This is a genomic window from Paenibacillus sp. y28 (genome assembly GCF_037137075.1).
Lineage (GTDB): Bacteria > Bacillota > Bacilli > Paenibacillales > NBRC-103111 > JBBBNV01.
On sequence record NZ_JBBBNV010000010.1, the window covers coordinates 143,602 to 157,206 of the forward strand.

Consider the following 13,605-nt stretch of genomic DNA (forward strand, 5'->3'; position numbering starts at 1 on the left):
ATTAGTCCAGGAACATTCGCCAAGGAAGTATATGAATACTTGGATTCATTATCAAAACAACGAAAACTCAGCGATATGGTGCAGCGTTGGGCGCAAGCCGAGCTTTCTGGAGCGATAGGGAACCCTACTGCAACACCGAGCAGTGATTGTCATTTAATTATGCAGGAGTTGCAGCAGATTAAACAATTTTTGTTTCAGCAATCGTATCCACGCGCACAAGAGAATGCGATTTATCAGCCATCTGTTCCAATGCAGCAGATTTCATCCAACGAGGTGAAGACGATTCTCCCTCAGTCAGAAACTGATGGTTATGATTTCTAATTCATTAATTTATAGGAGGTTTTTTATCTATGTGGGAACTGGTTTATAAAGGAAAACGATACGGAGAAAAGTTCGAAAGTGAAGCAGAGGCGGTACAAGCCTATGTAAAGTTGCATTTCTGCATGAACGGCATTTCTTATCGTAAGGTACGGGAGGGAGTGTAATGGGGACAGACACATCCACACCCCGAAAAGCGATGTATAAGGTCATTTCACTTTTTGAGGACAATGGGCAACCCGCTCAACGGATTACACCCTGGCTGGAAACGAAGAACGGAAGGAGGGCCGAATTTATTCTCCCGGATGGAACACGCCAAGTTTATTACGAAAGGGATCTGTATACAGATGACAAAGAGTGACAGTGAACGGTTCCGGTGTAGATATTCGGTTGCGGGAACCGTGGAGGAAATGGATGTTTATGCACCAAGTAAGCCGTTGGCCAGGTCCAAAGCTGAGCAATTGCTCAGCAGAATTTGTAAATACCCATTTGAAATCATTGATGTGTTATAAGCCGAAACGGCCCATGGGCCGTCGTGGGGAAATGGCCTACCCCGCCTGATGATGGCAGGCCCAGAAAGGTTGTGGAGAACGATGGCAATACAAACACCTGGTGAGTCCAGTGAAATACTTGCTCAACACGGGGATCAGCTTCTCCTTGTGAAAATCACGGGCCGCATAAGTGCCGGTAAATTCACCTATGGGACCACGCGCTATCAAATCTGGCGTGATTCTGCCAAGTATCAGCTAGGCGTGGAGTGGGAAGAGGTAGGCGGTAAGCAATATATCTATTGTACCAACTATGCCGGCCAGAACGATAAAACGATGCTGGACACATTTCACATGATGGTTACTAATATCCTTTTACATGGGGGGGACTCGCTTTGAACCGTTTCGCTCATGTGAAGGGATATGCGGAACTGAGCCAAGCCCAACAAGAACAATTTGAACAAATTTATACCAGACATATGCAATCCTTTGGGACACAAAAGCAGCAAGCCTACGCGACCCAGCGGATGAGAAGAGTGCAATGGGTAGCGAATGAACGGTGCTTCAAGGTTTATTTTGACAATGGAGATTGGTGGCATTATGACCCTCTGGACGGGTCATGGTATTAGGTGGACTCGGATGAAAATCCAATACCGGGAAATTAAATTCCGTTCAGGCAGTTTGCGGCTAATTGAACAAGTGAATCAAATTATTGAGGACTACCAGGAGCTGGGATATTCACTCACCTTGCGTCAGGTGTATTACCAGCTAGTGGCCCGGGATGTGATTCCAAATACAGAGCGCTCCTACAAAAATCTCGGGAATCTCATCGCAGACGGCAGAATAGCCGGACTCATTGACTGGACGGCCATCGAGGACCGGACGCGTAATCTGCGGGGCAATGCCCATTGGGATACGCCGGGCGATATTATTTCTTCAGCTGCCCTGCAGTTTGCCTATAACAAATGGTCGGACCAGGCTCCTGGAAAAGTTAAAACAAGATTTCAGTCATGTGCTAGAGCAACTAGCTTTCGTCGAGAAGCGGTCATAAAAAAACAAAAGGAGTGTTTTTGGTGAATATTGAATCTATTTGCTCCATGACTTCACCAGAAGTTGTCAAAGAGCTTCAAACGTGGATGATGCCGAATGACATGGTTCATGATGTGAAAGTGAAGGATGAAGGTAAGGCAACGATTGAGGTATGGTTCTCCATCCAATCGATTTCGATTGAACAGAAGCGGCCACGTGCATTATTAAAAATTTTTTATAATCGGAAAACAAGGCTCGTTAGAGCAGAATTACTTGCCCCGAGCGATATGCGAGCGATTCTTACTTGGTTTTACGGAAATGAACAACAAGAGCTTGTCCGCCTGCAGGGCATTGAGCAGGCACTCCAGGATTGCCAAGACAATCCCGCCTTTAAGACAAGCAGTGATGTGTTCGATTGGCTGCAATCAACGACAGGTTATAGAACGGCTTAGTGAGAGAGTTACTTTTGGATTTTTGGCATGGCTCTATGTTGATTTAACAAAATGAATATTAAGGAACGTGAGGTGAGGAAATGAAGCAGCTGATGAGAGAAATCATCGTTGATAACTTCGCTGGCGGCGGTGGCGCCAGCACAGGAATTGAGCTGGCAATCGGTCGCAGCGTCGATATCGCGATTAACCATGATCCAGCAGCCATTGCTATGCATAAGACAAATCATCCCGATACGAAGCACTATTGCGAATCTGTTTGGGACGTTCCTCCACTGGAAGCAACTGGTGGGCAACCGGTGGCTCTCTGCTGGTTCTCGCCAGATTGCAAACACTTCAGCAAGGCCAAGGGCGGCAAGCCGGTCGAAAAGAAAATTCGTGGACTCGCGTGGGTAGCGGTCCGGTGGGCGGCGACGGTCCGACCTCGTGTGATCATGTTGGAGAACGTCGAGGAATTTCAAACTTGGGGACCGATCAAGGACGGTCAGCCGGATTCGAAGCAGAAAGGGCGGACGTTTCGTAGCTTCGTCAACGCTTTGCGGCGACTCGGGTATGAGGTTGAATGGCGGGAGCTTAGGGCATGTGACTACGGAGCACCGACGATCCGAAAAAGGTTTTTCCTTATAGCCAGATGCGACGGCAAACCGATCAAGTGGCCGCAGCCTACTCACGGCGACCCGAACAGTATTCAGGTCAAAAAGAAGCTGCTCAAGCCTTGGCGGACGGCGGCAGAAATCATCGACTGGTCGATTCCGTGCCCATCAATTTTTGAGAGGAAGAAGCCGCTCGCGGAGAACACGCTGCGGCGGATCGCCCGGGGAATTCAACGATTCGTGATCGACAATCCACGCCCGTATATTGTGCGGATCGGCCAGACGGGTTTCGGTGGTGATCGGTTGCAGTACGAGATCGACAAGCCGCTGACTACGATCACCACAAAGGCCGAGCATATGCTCATTACGCCGTTTATATCGCAATATCACACAGAGACGACGGACCAGGTGCGAGGGCAGGTGCTGGATAAACCGTTGATGACGCTGGACACATCAAATCGATATGGATTGGTATCTGCCTTCATCGCTAAGCACTTCGGCGGCAATTATACGGGGCCGGGCTCATCGCCGGAGCAGCCGTTGTCGACTGTCACAACCACAGATCATAACGCACTCGTCACAGCTCATATTGCCAGGCATTTCGGGGAGTCGGTGGGAAGCCCTCTTGATGAGCCGATCGGGACGGTGACCGCCGGCGGCGGAGGAAAGTCGGCGCTGGTGTCGAGCCACTTGATCAAGATGAAGGGCGACAACATCGGGCAGCCAGTTGCGGAACCTCTTCATACGATTACTGCCGGCGGGCTCCACTTTGGAGAAGTCAGAGCTTTCTTGATGGCCTATTACGGCTCTAGCATTGGGCAGGACATGGAAGAGCCACTTCATACAGTGACCACAAAGGACAGATTTGGCTTGGTGACCATTCAAGGGCAGGAATACCAGATAGTAGATATCGGCATGCGGATGCTGGAGCCACATGAGTTATTCGCAGCTCAAGGATTCCCACCGGAATACATCATTGATCGAGATCATACTGGTAAGCCTTATCCAAAGACAGCACAGGTGGCACGCTGCGGAAACTCGGTACCACCGCCGTTTGCAGAAGCTCTTGTAAGGGCGAACCTACCTGAAATGTGTGCCGACCTGCCGTACCAGGCAGAACATCAATTGGTAATGCAGTTAATGTGACGGACAGGCCTGAATATTAAGTATCCTTCGGCAAAGGAAGTAGCCAACAAATATGAAGCTGTCGAATTTTAATAACCATTTTGTAAAAACACAAGCCGAAACGCCCACCGGGCGTCATTGAGGGGATTATCGCCCTCGGTCTGATGATGGCAGATAATCACGTGTAGTTTCGCCCACTTTTCGTAATAAGTGAAGGCCATCTTGTGTTGAGGAGGATTGTATCCAATGAGAAATATACAGGTCACGGCAGCAAATATAACCCATGTTCCTTTCGATGTGCTGCAGCGCCGGTTTCGCAAACTGATGCGTAAAAAAGCGGACACTTCCGTTCCGGAAGAGGTGGAGGAAGTGGAGGTAATCAAACAGTTTTTTCAGCAGTCTGGCCGTGAATTTATTATTGAGCAGCTGGAGCTGGATATCCCCAGGCCCAAAAAGGAACAGTATGTGGCTATCGTGGAGGAAAAGTTACGCACTCATCGAACCGACATGCTTCGACAAAAGGAACTGGAGAGGACCTTAAAAGAAAGTCGGGTTGAAATCATGTTTGGTGTGAGCCGATTCGGTTCAGAAAGCGGAGTCCGTGGCGGCGGGAGCCAGGAATACAGGAGTCCTGTGGAACGGGCCGTGGGGCAGGCGGAGGAACGAATTGACATGCTGCGCGGGCAATTGCGCTCCCTGGAAGCGAAAATGCGGCGTATGGAACGAGCGCTAGGGCGATTGAGCCTGGAACAACAGGAGCTGCTGGGTAAAAAATATCTTACATACCCAGATTACCGGGAGCCACTGGATGACATTGTAATGGGGCAAATGAATATGGGGCGGCAGCGGTACTATCAGCAAAAGAAAGCAGCCTTATGTAAAATTGCGGTTTCCCTGCGGCTCATTTAAGTACAGAAAGGGGAGGAGGGTGTACGTGACAGCTGTTAGACTCAACAATAAACGCGGACAAGACGGACTCGATACGATGCCAATTTCGACTTCATACACCTTCTACCAAAAGCTTCTATCCTGGGAGGAACAATCAGACAAAACGGCATTCAAGCGGCGTAAAGACGGCCAAATCCGCCTGCGCTATAGTTTAACCAAAGCGGATTTACAATTGGCCCATGCCCTGCATGTTGGTGTATATACGTCAGGAGAACTTCACTTTTCAAACCGGCACCAAATTTATCGGAAGCTGGAGGAACTGCACGAGGCACCGGTATGTATCGAGCAATTTTATGAAGCATTTGAGAAATTTGTTACCAATGGGTTAATCATAACGAAAAGAGACAAGGTCACTGGGGATTACCATTATAAGCTCCCAGATTATAGCGTGCCAACGAAAGGGAAAAAGGATGACGAGGACAAGGGATTTGTCCCACTGCATCCGATTGTATTTAGCCGTGCCTTCACCCAATTGCCGATTGCGGCCCAGCGTTGGTTTATTAAAGCTGCACTTCTGCAGCGAAATTTCCCAAACAAAGAGCTGGAATGGAATGAAGTTAATCTCCAGAAAATCGTGCATACGCATACCCGTGGGCAGCTGCAGAAGCTGATTGAATACATGACCAAGCCATGCTGGCAAGGCACGGCCTTGTTTCGGCATGTCCGAATAGAGAAAAACCGAGAAAATAAAGCGAAATTGGTATTTTCCCTGCATCCGGACCTCCTCACACCTTATGTAGAAGGAACGAAATATCGCGATCCGATTCCCGGCAAACACAGTCGGTTGCATATCCAACAACTCAAACGATGGCTTCAGATGTACAAACTGGAGCCTCTTGAGCATGCGAATGAAGGGGCTACCTTTATTCAACTGGCCTTCATCCTCAAACGGAAGAGTCAGGCGTACACGCATGTAGTCCTGTCCCATCTTGCTGCGCTTTACCAGGAGCATGGAGTTATCCCGGAGGACATGGTTCGTTATGTACAGCGCGATCTGCATGATAAGGTAACGACAAACGTGCTGGCCATTGCCAAACAAACTGGCGTGTATGATTATATCTCGACCGGCTCAGAGCAAATATCGAAGCGTCTCGCTGATTTTGCAGCAGCGTTCCGGGATACCCCGCTTGCAGCTTTCCGGCATGCCTGCCGGAAAGCGTATCAAGTACTCAGCAGCAGCCATCATTATTCCAGGTCACCTGTCATTGGGCAAATGGATTATCATCGGCCTAGCCCATGGACAGACCGGATGGATATGTTCCGACTTCGCAGTATGGCGTTTACGCTTGGTAAGGACCCGGATGCGTTCTGGGATAAGCAGCACGCAGCTGAAGCACGGCTGATGCGCGGGGAGCTGCCTTATGTTCTGGAGCAATGGTTCTTCGAGCAAATTCCGCAGCTGCCAAGCTGGAACCGTGTTCCGGACCCGCCAAGGGGTTTCCGCCTAGAACAATTTTTACAAGCATACCTGTAACATTCGCCCTCCCGGTATTAAACGGAATGGGCTCTTTGTCGTTCCCCGCTGATTGTTCCCGTCCACCCTCATCTGCTCTTGCCTATGATTACAATGTCCTTCCTTGGCCTAAAAAAACCGATTTATTCCAATTTCTATTTTTTTTTACGCAAGCCTTCTGTTTTTTTTCACTGACGTTTCCGTTAATTTTTGGGGACAACTTCTGTCCTTCCGTTTTTATTTCGACAGCCTTCTGTTTTTATTTGCAGCAATAGCCCGCCAGACCGCACCGTTACGCCAATTTTCGATGCTATATAAGGTTTTTTTCTTTAAGGTTTAGTTTCTAAAAACATGATGATCCATCATCAGAATAGGAATTATTCTCGACGCCTTGAAAACCGCGAAAAAAATCATACTTTTTGCGTACTCCATGGCACCATCTGACATGTTATGCTGATATCGTGGTCAAATAGAAAAAAGAAGCAACCAAGTCGGTCCGTCAAACGGGTCGGCTTTTTTGTGCAGCGGAAAGGAGGGCATGTGGTTGGGTGATATAGCAGGAAAGTTCAGTTGGGTGATAGTTGTAGCCTATTTGTTAGTCCTTGCTTTAGAGCATCTGCAGCTCGTCGTGAAATGAAGCAGATACCCAAACGAAGGAGGTGAAAATCAATGAATCTAATGGTTCGGGCTGGGTGGTTGTTATTGCTGGCCATCTTGTCTATCACAGTCGGAGTAGGTTTGTTTCTCCTTTTTTACTTTAAGGGAGAGGAACTGCTTCCTCATCAAACGGTACTCGTGCCAAAGGATGGCCAGCGGGTTGAAGTGTACACCACGATTACGGCCAGTAACGTCAATACACTCTTTGATACAAAGGAGATGTTGTCAGCGGCAGTTAGTCCGAGCGCTGTCACACTGGAGAATGCGAAAAACATTCTTAATAAAACCGTGGTCATTCCGCTTTACCCGGAGGATGTGCTGACAACGAATCATTTGCGGGACGTTCAGCTTGTTCCACGCCCAGGCGAAATAGAATACCCGATACCGGCCAGTTGGCTGGAGGTATTAGACTGGACTGGACGTCCGGGGGATGAGGTCGAGATTTGGCTTTCCCCTGGTCAACAAGTCAAGCAGTATTACAACAACAAAGTAGGGAAAGGCGAGCGTCTTGATATCGTACCCGAGACACCGGAACGACCGCTAACAACAGCATTCCTGAATCAAATCCGTCTACGGTATGTGATGGATAGCACCAATAAAACAGTGCGTAACAAAACCGATGGCGATGGCCTGGATCGGACGGAAGCAACCGGCGAACCCGTAAAGGTGAAGGCCAATCTAACAGCTGAGCAGTACGGCAAACTGAAAGGAGCCATCGATGAGGGATATAAGCTCATCCTGGTTTCCAAGGGCACGATGCATTTGTATGGAAAGGAGCCGCGATAAATGAAAGTGCTTGTTATTGGCGCTACGAGCCGGATTGTACCCATGCTTCAGGAGATTACGGGCATTACGGATGCCCATTATGTCAGAGAGTGCCGGTCGGATGAGGAGCTGCCTGCGGTAGATATTATGCTGCTGGACGGACTGTCTTTTCCGGAGGTAGAGGCCGTGCTGCAGCGGCGTTCATCAGCAGACCTGGTTTATGTCTACAATGCCCGGAAAGGGATTATTGCGGAACATCATAAGCAGGTGCAGGATGTATGCTTACATCATCAAATGGCGATGTTGACGGACGTGTCTGATCAGCACTTGAGTGCCGATTTGGAACGAAGACTGTTTCCCGAACGGTTCAAGGATATAAAGCGTCCATCGGTTGCTCTGATTAGCTGCCATCGGCGTTCGGGTCGACAGACGATTAGCGGATCACTGGCAAAAGCCTTGGTCGAACAGACCGGCTGCCGCATTGGCCTGGTCGATCTAAATCCATATGCATATGAGGATAAAGGGCCGTCCATCTGGCAATGCATGCAGGAATATGAAGCAGGCCTGCTGACTCCTCTTCGCGTCCGGGAGATATCGGAAGAAATTTCAAGCGGCGTATACCGGATCGGGGGAAACGCGAAACTGGACCATGCTCGCAGGTATGATCCCGTTAAACTGGAGCAGGTGCTGCGCATTGTGGAGCAAGCCTTTGATTTCACGGTCTTGGCCATCAGTCCGTATTGGGACAATACACTAACCCTCATACCAGCCCGAATGACGAGTCAGAAGCTTCTGATTGCCAGCAGCCAAAGTGACGGGATGTCTGAGTTTTATGCCGTGCTGCCGCAGGTTGCCTTTTTGACCCAATCCCAGCTCGATCTTCGGAGCACGCCGTTTATTTACAATATGGATGGGCACGGATTGGTTTCCCGTCTTTCAATTAGTACGAAACTGGATGCTGCCAGTGTGCTAACCATTCCTTATGATACGAAGCTTGCTGCTGGTGACCAGCTGCTGCAGGAATCGATGCAAAAACTTGCAGCACGCCTGGCGGAGCAAGGTGGACTTCCGCTGCGGCAAACAGTCACGGTAAAGCGAACCTGGTGGCGAGGAGGTCGGACGCGTGTTTGATGTCAAAGAGGTCCCCATATCAGCAATCCGTAAGTATATGGCGGGTGGAGAACATGATGGGCAGCGTTATGATGAGAAAAAATTTGAACAAGTCATCCTGCTTCTGGACCAACACTTCGATGAGCGGTTGAAGCGGTCAAAGGACGGGGAAGAAAAGGAACGGATTTTGCTGCAGCAACACAGGGCAACCACAGGGCACCCGCAAGAAGTACAGGAAATGAAAACAATCATTCAACAAATCCTTGAAGAGTATAGGATGAATCATATTCAGTTTCCGCCGATGTATCCTAACCTCGTTGATGCATTGTTTCACGAAGCTTGGGGACTTGGTGTGGTGAGCGTTTGGCATGAGCAATATCATGATATTGCGAAGTGCCGTGTGAATGGTCAGGAGGTTTGGTATCGAAAGCCGGGTGAGCAGCGCCGAGTCCACGAGCGATACCGCGATCTGCAAAGTGTGAAGCGCTTGGTGGATAATCTGCTTCGAAATAACGAGCAGCATACCATTAAAGCGGGCAAAGAATATGCAGAGCTGAGTCTTTTTGACGGCACAAGGGTTACTATCTCCTTACCGCCGAGGGTCCGTCATATTTCCATCGCGTTCCGCCGCGGCAATGAAAGGTATATCCCCCTGCAGGAGCAGGCCGAACGCTATGGGACCATTGAAGAAGCGGCAATTCCCATTTACCGGATGATTCCACGTTGCGGCTGCAAGACCATGCTCACAGGGGAACCGGGGACCGGAAAAACCTCCTTCCTGAAAACGTTGTTTGCGGAAACCAAACCGGCACTGGTGACCATTACATGCGAAAGTGTTTTTGAACTGGACCTGAAGCGGCAATTTCCCGAGCGCGATATTACGGAGTATGAGGGGAATCGGGAGAAATTGGTCAAGGAGATTGTTCCGCTTGCCCTGCGGCAGGACGTCGCCCAATTTTTACTTGGGGAAGTGCGGGAACATGAAGCCGGGGCTTATAAGGAAATATGCTCCAACACACAAGGATTTGTGGGTTCCAGCATGCACGAGAGTGATTCCACCAATGTGCCGGGGACACTGGCACGGAAAGAGATTCGTCAATCCAGCGGGATGCAGTATTTAACCTCCCTGATGGAATTTGCCCAGAAAATGGACTTTGTCCTGGTGATGGAATTTGGCGAGGACGATACGATCATTCGAAATGCAGAGGCCACGGTCATTGACTTCGATAGCATCACATTGTCGGTGAAGGGTCACCGGGTAATTTGGTATGATGGCGCACAGTGGTACTTTGCCGATGCCTTGCCTGCACGGCTTGCCCGGCGAATGAGGCGTTATGATCCGGAGGCGTTTGACAGCGGTATGGCCGCGCTGCGGCAATTAGCGCAGCAAAGGCCCATCCCGGACGATGAGCGGGTGATCGACTTGACTTATCGGGGGTGAGCGTTCCATGAATATCATTTGGGATTTTTTGCAACGGTATGGATTGCAATTCAGTGCTGTATTTGTGCTGATTGGCTTTGGTTTAATGGGGGGCTTGCTTCTGCGTAAAGCGGGTCAAACCCTGCAGGTCCAGCAAGAACGGGATGCGTATGCAAGAGCCTGGAGAACAATGCATGGGGAGCAGGAGACTCTACCGAACCATGCGGTGTACCGCTACTTATTGCTGCATCTGACTAGTGTACTGCCAAGCATACCTAAACGCCAGATGATTTATAGGGTACATGCTTTTTTATTGTGCAGTGCCGTGCTGGGATTGTTTGTGGGTACAAAAGCGGTCTCGGTCTATATTGGCTGGGCTGGTAATGTTCCATTTAACAGCTTCACGATTTGGTTTCCGATTGTGGCAGGCCTTTTTGCTGCTTTTTTGCCGTTCTTGCTGCTTCATAGTGTCATCCAAACGATGCGCGTTCGGTTAAGCCATTTGCTGCTGGAGTATGTGGAAGAATTTGAAAGGCAGTATCTGGCGCATCACGGATCCGTGATGAATGCGCTCCGTGGTTTGCTGCTTCAGACGAACGGTACACTTCAGCAGCTGACAGCGATGATCATTCACGCTATTCAGCGCGGAAACAAGCCCGCGTTTTTAACAACCCTGATGCTGTTCGAACATCAGATTGCAAGCCGATTCGCTCAGGTATTTGTTGTTTTATTAAAAGAGGGCGTTGGGATTAGCGGGCTAGAAGGCCGGAAAGTGGAGCATCCGAAGGATATTCGGGTCGGCTTGCGCTCATTAATTGACAAGATGCATTTGCAGGCACAGGTCCAAGCGCAGGATCAGCCTAAAAAACGGGAGATGATTCAGGTAGGACTTATGGTGTTTCCGACCTTATATGGTGCCTCCTATATGGCTGGGGAGTTTCTGATGCAGAAAAAGCATTACTATTTGTATGAAATTCCAAGTCAAATGAACGTTTTTATTGCCTCCATTTTGATGGCATTCCTTGCGTTATCCTTAAACCTAATCCTGGGCAAACGGAAACTGGACCTGTAAGAAGGAGGAGCGAATGTGATACTTCAATGGTTTTCGATTCATGGGGTACAAGTCCTGTTGTTTGCCGGACTCTTCTTCTTTCTACTGGCCCCGGTGCTGTTACTGATTTCGATTGATGCCGGGAAAAGGGATGCGGTACTGATCGGGCTTCGCCAAAGTTTACGCTGGGGGATGTTATACCCGGTCCAATATGGCCGGCGGTTCTATGCATCCAGTAAAGCGGACGAACTGCTGGAGACGATGGGGTGGCGCAAATACATTACCGTGCCAACACTGAAGATGATACGGGATGTGCTGTGCGGGCTTCTGTTGGTTTATGTTTTGGTTGCCTACTATGACGAGGGGCTTTGGCGACCGCTTGTGGTTGTGGCTGTAGTCTTTCTGTTTCTGACCCCTGGTCCTGGCCCATTTAGTGTCCTGATTGCCCCGTTGTTTCAACGATTTCAGCGCCATAGGGTAAACCGGGATTCATCCCTGCTGATGCAGCTGCTGCGAAATGAAATGCAAAGCGAGTCAGAGCAGTCCGTGACGGCCATCATCCGCGAGTTTCGTCCCTATATGCAAATTCTCCAGGATGATTTCGTGTTGCTGGAGCACGATTGGCGGCGGGGGAAAGAAGAGGCGCTGGATCGCTTCAAACGGCGTCATCCGGGCAATGAGGATATTCGCTTTATTTGTTCTCTTTTTAAAAAAATGGACGAGGTTGGATACGCCGCCTGCGCACAAATGTTAGCACAGAATGAAGCCACGATTAACCAAAGACAAATGGCCAACTATAAAAGCCGCCAGGACGACCTGAATGGTTTTCTATTTGTGGTCAACGTCTCGGGGGTCATGCTGGCACTGCTTTGGTTTGTACTTGCCCTCTTTATGTGGGTATTTGACATGGATCTTGGATTATAAACTTAACTTTGAGAGGGGTTTTTATCAATGAATTTTACGTTTGAGAAAGTACTGGGTATCGGAATTACGGCTTTGCTGGTGGCTGCGCTGCTCTTGGCGCCAAACACGGGATTGAAATCTAAGGCGGAGACGTCTCACACGAAAGCATCGACCAAAATCGATGCCATTAACGAAGAATTTAATTAATTCCTAACACAACAGGCGGCGTATCGAGCCTCGTCTGAAGGAGTATGAGATTATGCGATTCACACTTGAAATGATCGTGTTTCTGTTTTTCATGACACTGCTGTCCGTGGCTCTCATTTTGGACCATGCGGACTCAAAAAATGAGAGTTATCTCCAGACGGCAGCGACCGAAGCCATGCTGCGAGTTCCGCCAAGCGGCTACATCACTCCGCAGATTCAGGAGGATATCCGGGGCTTTCTGCTGGAGACGCGGGGGATGAACCCGGTCAAGGTCACGATTGAAGGTACAACCAGCTTGTCGGAGCGAAAAGTGCGCGGCAGCTCTGATGAAATGATTGAGCTCTCGATTTCGTATCCGCGTCAGACCATTGGATTGTTCGGCGGGGTGACCCATAAAGAGTACCGGGCAACGCGCCAAATTTTGACCGAGTACAGGCCGTAGGGGGTGGAGGATGAAGATCATAATCCACTTGAGTTGCTGGTCCCTCATCTGGACAATCATGCTGGTCTATCAAGTCCAGGACCGCTACATGTCTGTCGGAGAGCATAAAGTGTACTCATCCATCATCGGGGCCGCTCATGATGCCGCTGTAGTTAGCCGTAAAGGGGTCGAGGAGGGCCGCGTGATTTTTGATGAAGAACTAGGCACTCGGCAGTTTCGGGCCTCTCTAGCGGCGAATTTGCGGCTGTATGCGGATGATTTGTCCCCGCAGCCGGACAGTATGTTTGGTGTCCCGCTCAAGATTGTCGGTTTATTTTTCCTCGGGGATGATAAGGCCCCACAGGGTGTGGATGGCTTCCCTGTCTATCCGTGGACCTTTACGGCCACCGCGGAATACCGGGGTGGCCAGGTCCCCATCCGAGAGACCATCTATGGTCCCAGTGTGGTAGGGGTGATCGAGTTTACCCATAATGTCAACGTGCCGGGTGTTGGCAAGCCGGTAACGTACAAAAAAGCGACGTACCGCTATTATGACCGCGCACTATATCTCAGTAACTAGCGGGCTGAAGCCAAATTGTTATTGTGAAGGCGACGGTGACCATTGAAAGAACTAAAGAAGGGATGGAGGAGAATGGAACCTAAATTGC

17 protein-coding genes and 2 other RNA genes are annotated in these 13,605 nt (G+C 49.5%); all 19 read left to right on the forward strand.

Translation table 11 applies throughout. The features are described from left to right. Positions 1–39: 39 nt before the first annotated feature. Positions 40–321, forward strand: coding sequence for a hypothetical protein (locus WBG83_RS10680; protein WP_336745006.1), 282 nt, complete (start codon positions 40–42; stop codon positions 319–321). 29 nt (positions 322–350) lie between these two features. Further along, positions 351–485 carry a hypothetical protein gene (locus WBG83_RS10685; RefSeq protein ID WP_336745007.1) on the forward strand — a complete coding sequence of 45 codons (135 nt, stop codon included), beginning with the start codon at positions 351–353 and terminating at the stop codon, positions 483–485. 344 nt (positions 486–829) lie between these two features. After that, an RNA gene (locus WBG83_RS10690) (hammerhead ribozyme type II) lies at positions 830–894 on the forward strand. A 17-nt stretch (positions 895–911) separates the two neighbouring features. Beyond that, positions 912–1,205 (forward strand): hypothetical protein, encoded by a 294-nt coding sequence (locus WBG83_RS10695; RefSeq protein ID WP_336745008.1) that lies wholly within the window; start codon positions 912–914, stop codon positions 1,203–1,205. After that, positions 1,202–1,435, forward strand: a complete 234-nt coding sequence (locus WBG83_RS10700) for a hypothetical protein (protein ID WP_336745009.1) — start codon at positions 1,202–1,204, stop codon at positions 1,433–1,435. The genes WBG83_RS10695 and WBG83_RS10700 overlap by 4 nt, the downstream gene beginning before the upstream one ends. A gap of 10 nt (positions 1,436–1,445) precedes the next feature. Next, positions 1,446–1,883, forward strand: coding sequence for a hypothetical protein (locus tag WBG83_RS10705; RefSeq protein ID WP_336745010.1), 438 nt, complete (start codon positions 1,446–1,448; stop codon positions 1,881–1,883). Then, on the forward strand, positions 1,880–2,287 hold the full coding sequence (locus WBG83_RS10710) for a hypothetical protein (protein ID WP_336745011.1): 408 nt from the start codon (positions 1,880–1,882) through the stop codon (positions 2,285–2,287). Before WBG83_RS10705 ends, WBG83_RS10710 begins: the two co-directional genes overlap by 4 nt. 80 nt (positions 2,288–2,367) lie before the next feature. Beyond that, the gene (locus tag WBG83_RS10715; RefSeq protein WP_336745012.1) at positions 2,368–4,023 is read left to right on the forward strand and encodes a DNA cytosine methyltransferase; all 1,656 of its coding nucleotides are present in this window, start codon (positions 2,368–2,370) and stop codon (positions 4,021–4,023) included. Between the two features lie 93 nt (positions 4,024–4,116). Then, positions 4,117–4,182, forward strand: an RNA gene (locus WBG83_RS10720) — hammerhead ribozyme type II. A 66-nt stretch (positions 4,183–4,248) separates the two neighbouring features. Continuing rightward, entirely contained in the window at positions 4,249–4,911 is a 663-nt protein-coding gene (locus WBG83_RS10725) for a hypothetical protein (RefSeq protein WP_336745013.1), read from the forward strand. Positions 4,912–4,936: 25 nt separating this feature from the next. Beyond that, on the forward strand, positions 4,937–6,424 hold the full coding sequence (locus WBG83_RS10730; protein WP_336745014.1) for a hypothetical protein: 1,488 nt from the start codon (positions 4,937–4,939) through the stop codon (positions 6,422–6,424). A gap of 648 nt (positions 6,425–7,072) precedes the next feature. Then, a complete protein-coding gene (locus WBG83_RS10735) occupies positions 7,073–7,846 on the forward strand; it encodes a hypothetical protein (protein ID WP_336745015.1) in 774 nt (257 codons plus the stop codon). Further along, the gene (locus tag WBG83_RS10740; RefSeq protein WP_336745016.1) at positions 7,847–8,956 is read left to right on the forward strand and encodes a hypothetical protein; all 1,110 of its coding nucleotides are present in this window, start codon (positions 7,847–7,849) and stop codon (positions 8,954–8,956) included. Then, entirely contained in the window at positions 8,949–10,376 is a 1,428-nt protein-coding gene (locus WBG83_RS10745) for an ATPase, T2SS/T4P/T4SS family (RefSeq protein ID WP_336745017.1), read from the forward strand. The genes WBG83_RS10740 and WBG83_RS10745 overlap by 8 nt, the downstream gene beginning before the upstream one ends. A gap of 7 nt (positions 10,377–10,383) precedes the next feature. Further along, positions 10,384–11,427, forward strand: coding sequence for a hypothetical protein (locus WBG83_RS10750; protein WP_336745018.1), 1,044 nt, complete (start codon positions 10,384–10,386; stop codon positions 11,425–11,427). 57 nt (positions 11,428–11,484) lie between these two features. Next, entirely contained in the window at positions 11,485–12,330 is an 846-nt protein-coding gene (locus WBG83_RS10755; protein ID WP_336745019.1) for a hypothetical protein, read from the forward strand. Positions 12,331–12,357: 27 nt separating this feature from the next. Then, positions 12,358–12,516, forward strand: coding sequence for a hypothetical protein (locus tag WBG83_RS10760; protein WP_336745020.1), 159 nt, complete (start codon positions 12,358–12,360; stop codon positions 12,514–12,516). Positions 12,517–12,568: 52 nt separating this feature from the next. Continuing rightward, positions 12,569–12,958 carry a hypothetical protein gene (locus WBG83_RS10765; protein ID WP_336745021.1) on the forward strand — a complete coding sequence of 130 codons (390 nt, stop codon included), beginning with the start codon at positions 12,569–12,571 and terminating at the stop codon, positions 12,956–12,958. Between the two features lie 10 nt (positions 12,959–12,968). Further along, complete coding sequence (locus tag WBG83_RS10770) at positions 12,969–13,517, forward strand: hypothetical protein (protein WP_336745022.1); 549 nt, start codon at positions 12,969–12,971, stop codon at positions 13,515–13,517. Positions 13,518–13,605 lie beyond the last annotated feature (88 nt).

Bases quoted from the DNA above. Each gene is read 5' to 3' on its own strand.
- WBG83_RS10685 (WP_336745007.1), top strand. From the start codon at position 351: ATGTGGGAACTGGTTTATAAAGGAAAACGATACGGAGAAAAGTTCGAA.
- WBG83_RS10695 (WP_336745008.1), top strand. From the start codon at position 912: ATGGCAATACAAACACCTGGTGAGTCCAGTGAAATACTTGCTCAACAC.
- WBG83_RS10705 (WP_336745010.1), top strand. From the start codon at position 1,446: ATGAAAATCCAATACCGGGAAATTAAATTCCGTTCAGGCAGTTTGCGG.
- WBG83_RS10715 (WP_336745012.1), top strand. From the start codon at position 2,368: ATGAAGCAGCTGATGAGAGAAATCATCGTTGATAACTTCGCTGGCGGC.
- WBG83_RS10725 (WP_336745013.1), top strand. From the start codon at position 4,249: ATGAGAAATATACAGGTCACGGCAGCAAATATAACCCATGTTCCTTTC.
- WBG83_RS10735 (WP_336745015.1), top strand. From the start codon at position 7,073: ATGAATCTAATGGTTCGGGCTGGGTGGTTGTTATTGCTGGCCATCTTG.
- WBG83_RS10740 (WP_336745016.1), top strand. From the start codon at position 7,847: ATGAAAGTGCTTGTTATTGGCGCTACGAGCCGGATTGTACCCATGCTT.
- WBG83_RS10750 (WP_336745018.1), top strand. From the start codon at position 10,384: ATGAATATCATTTGGGATTTTTTGCAACGGTATGGATTGCAATTCAGT.
- WBG83_RS10760 (WP_336745020.1), top strand. From the start codon at position 12,358: ATGAATTTTACGTTTGAGAAAGTACTGGGTATCGGAATTACGGCTTTG.
- WBG83_RS10765 (WP_336745021.1), top strand. From the start codon at position 12,569: ATGCGATTCACACTTGAAATGATCGTGTTTCTGTTTTTCATGACACTG.
- WBG83_RS10770 (WP_336745022.1), top strand. From the start codon at position 12,969: ATGAAGATCATAATCCACTTGAGTTGCTGGTCCCTCATCTGGACAATC.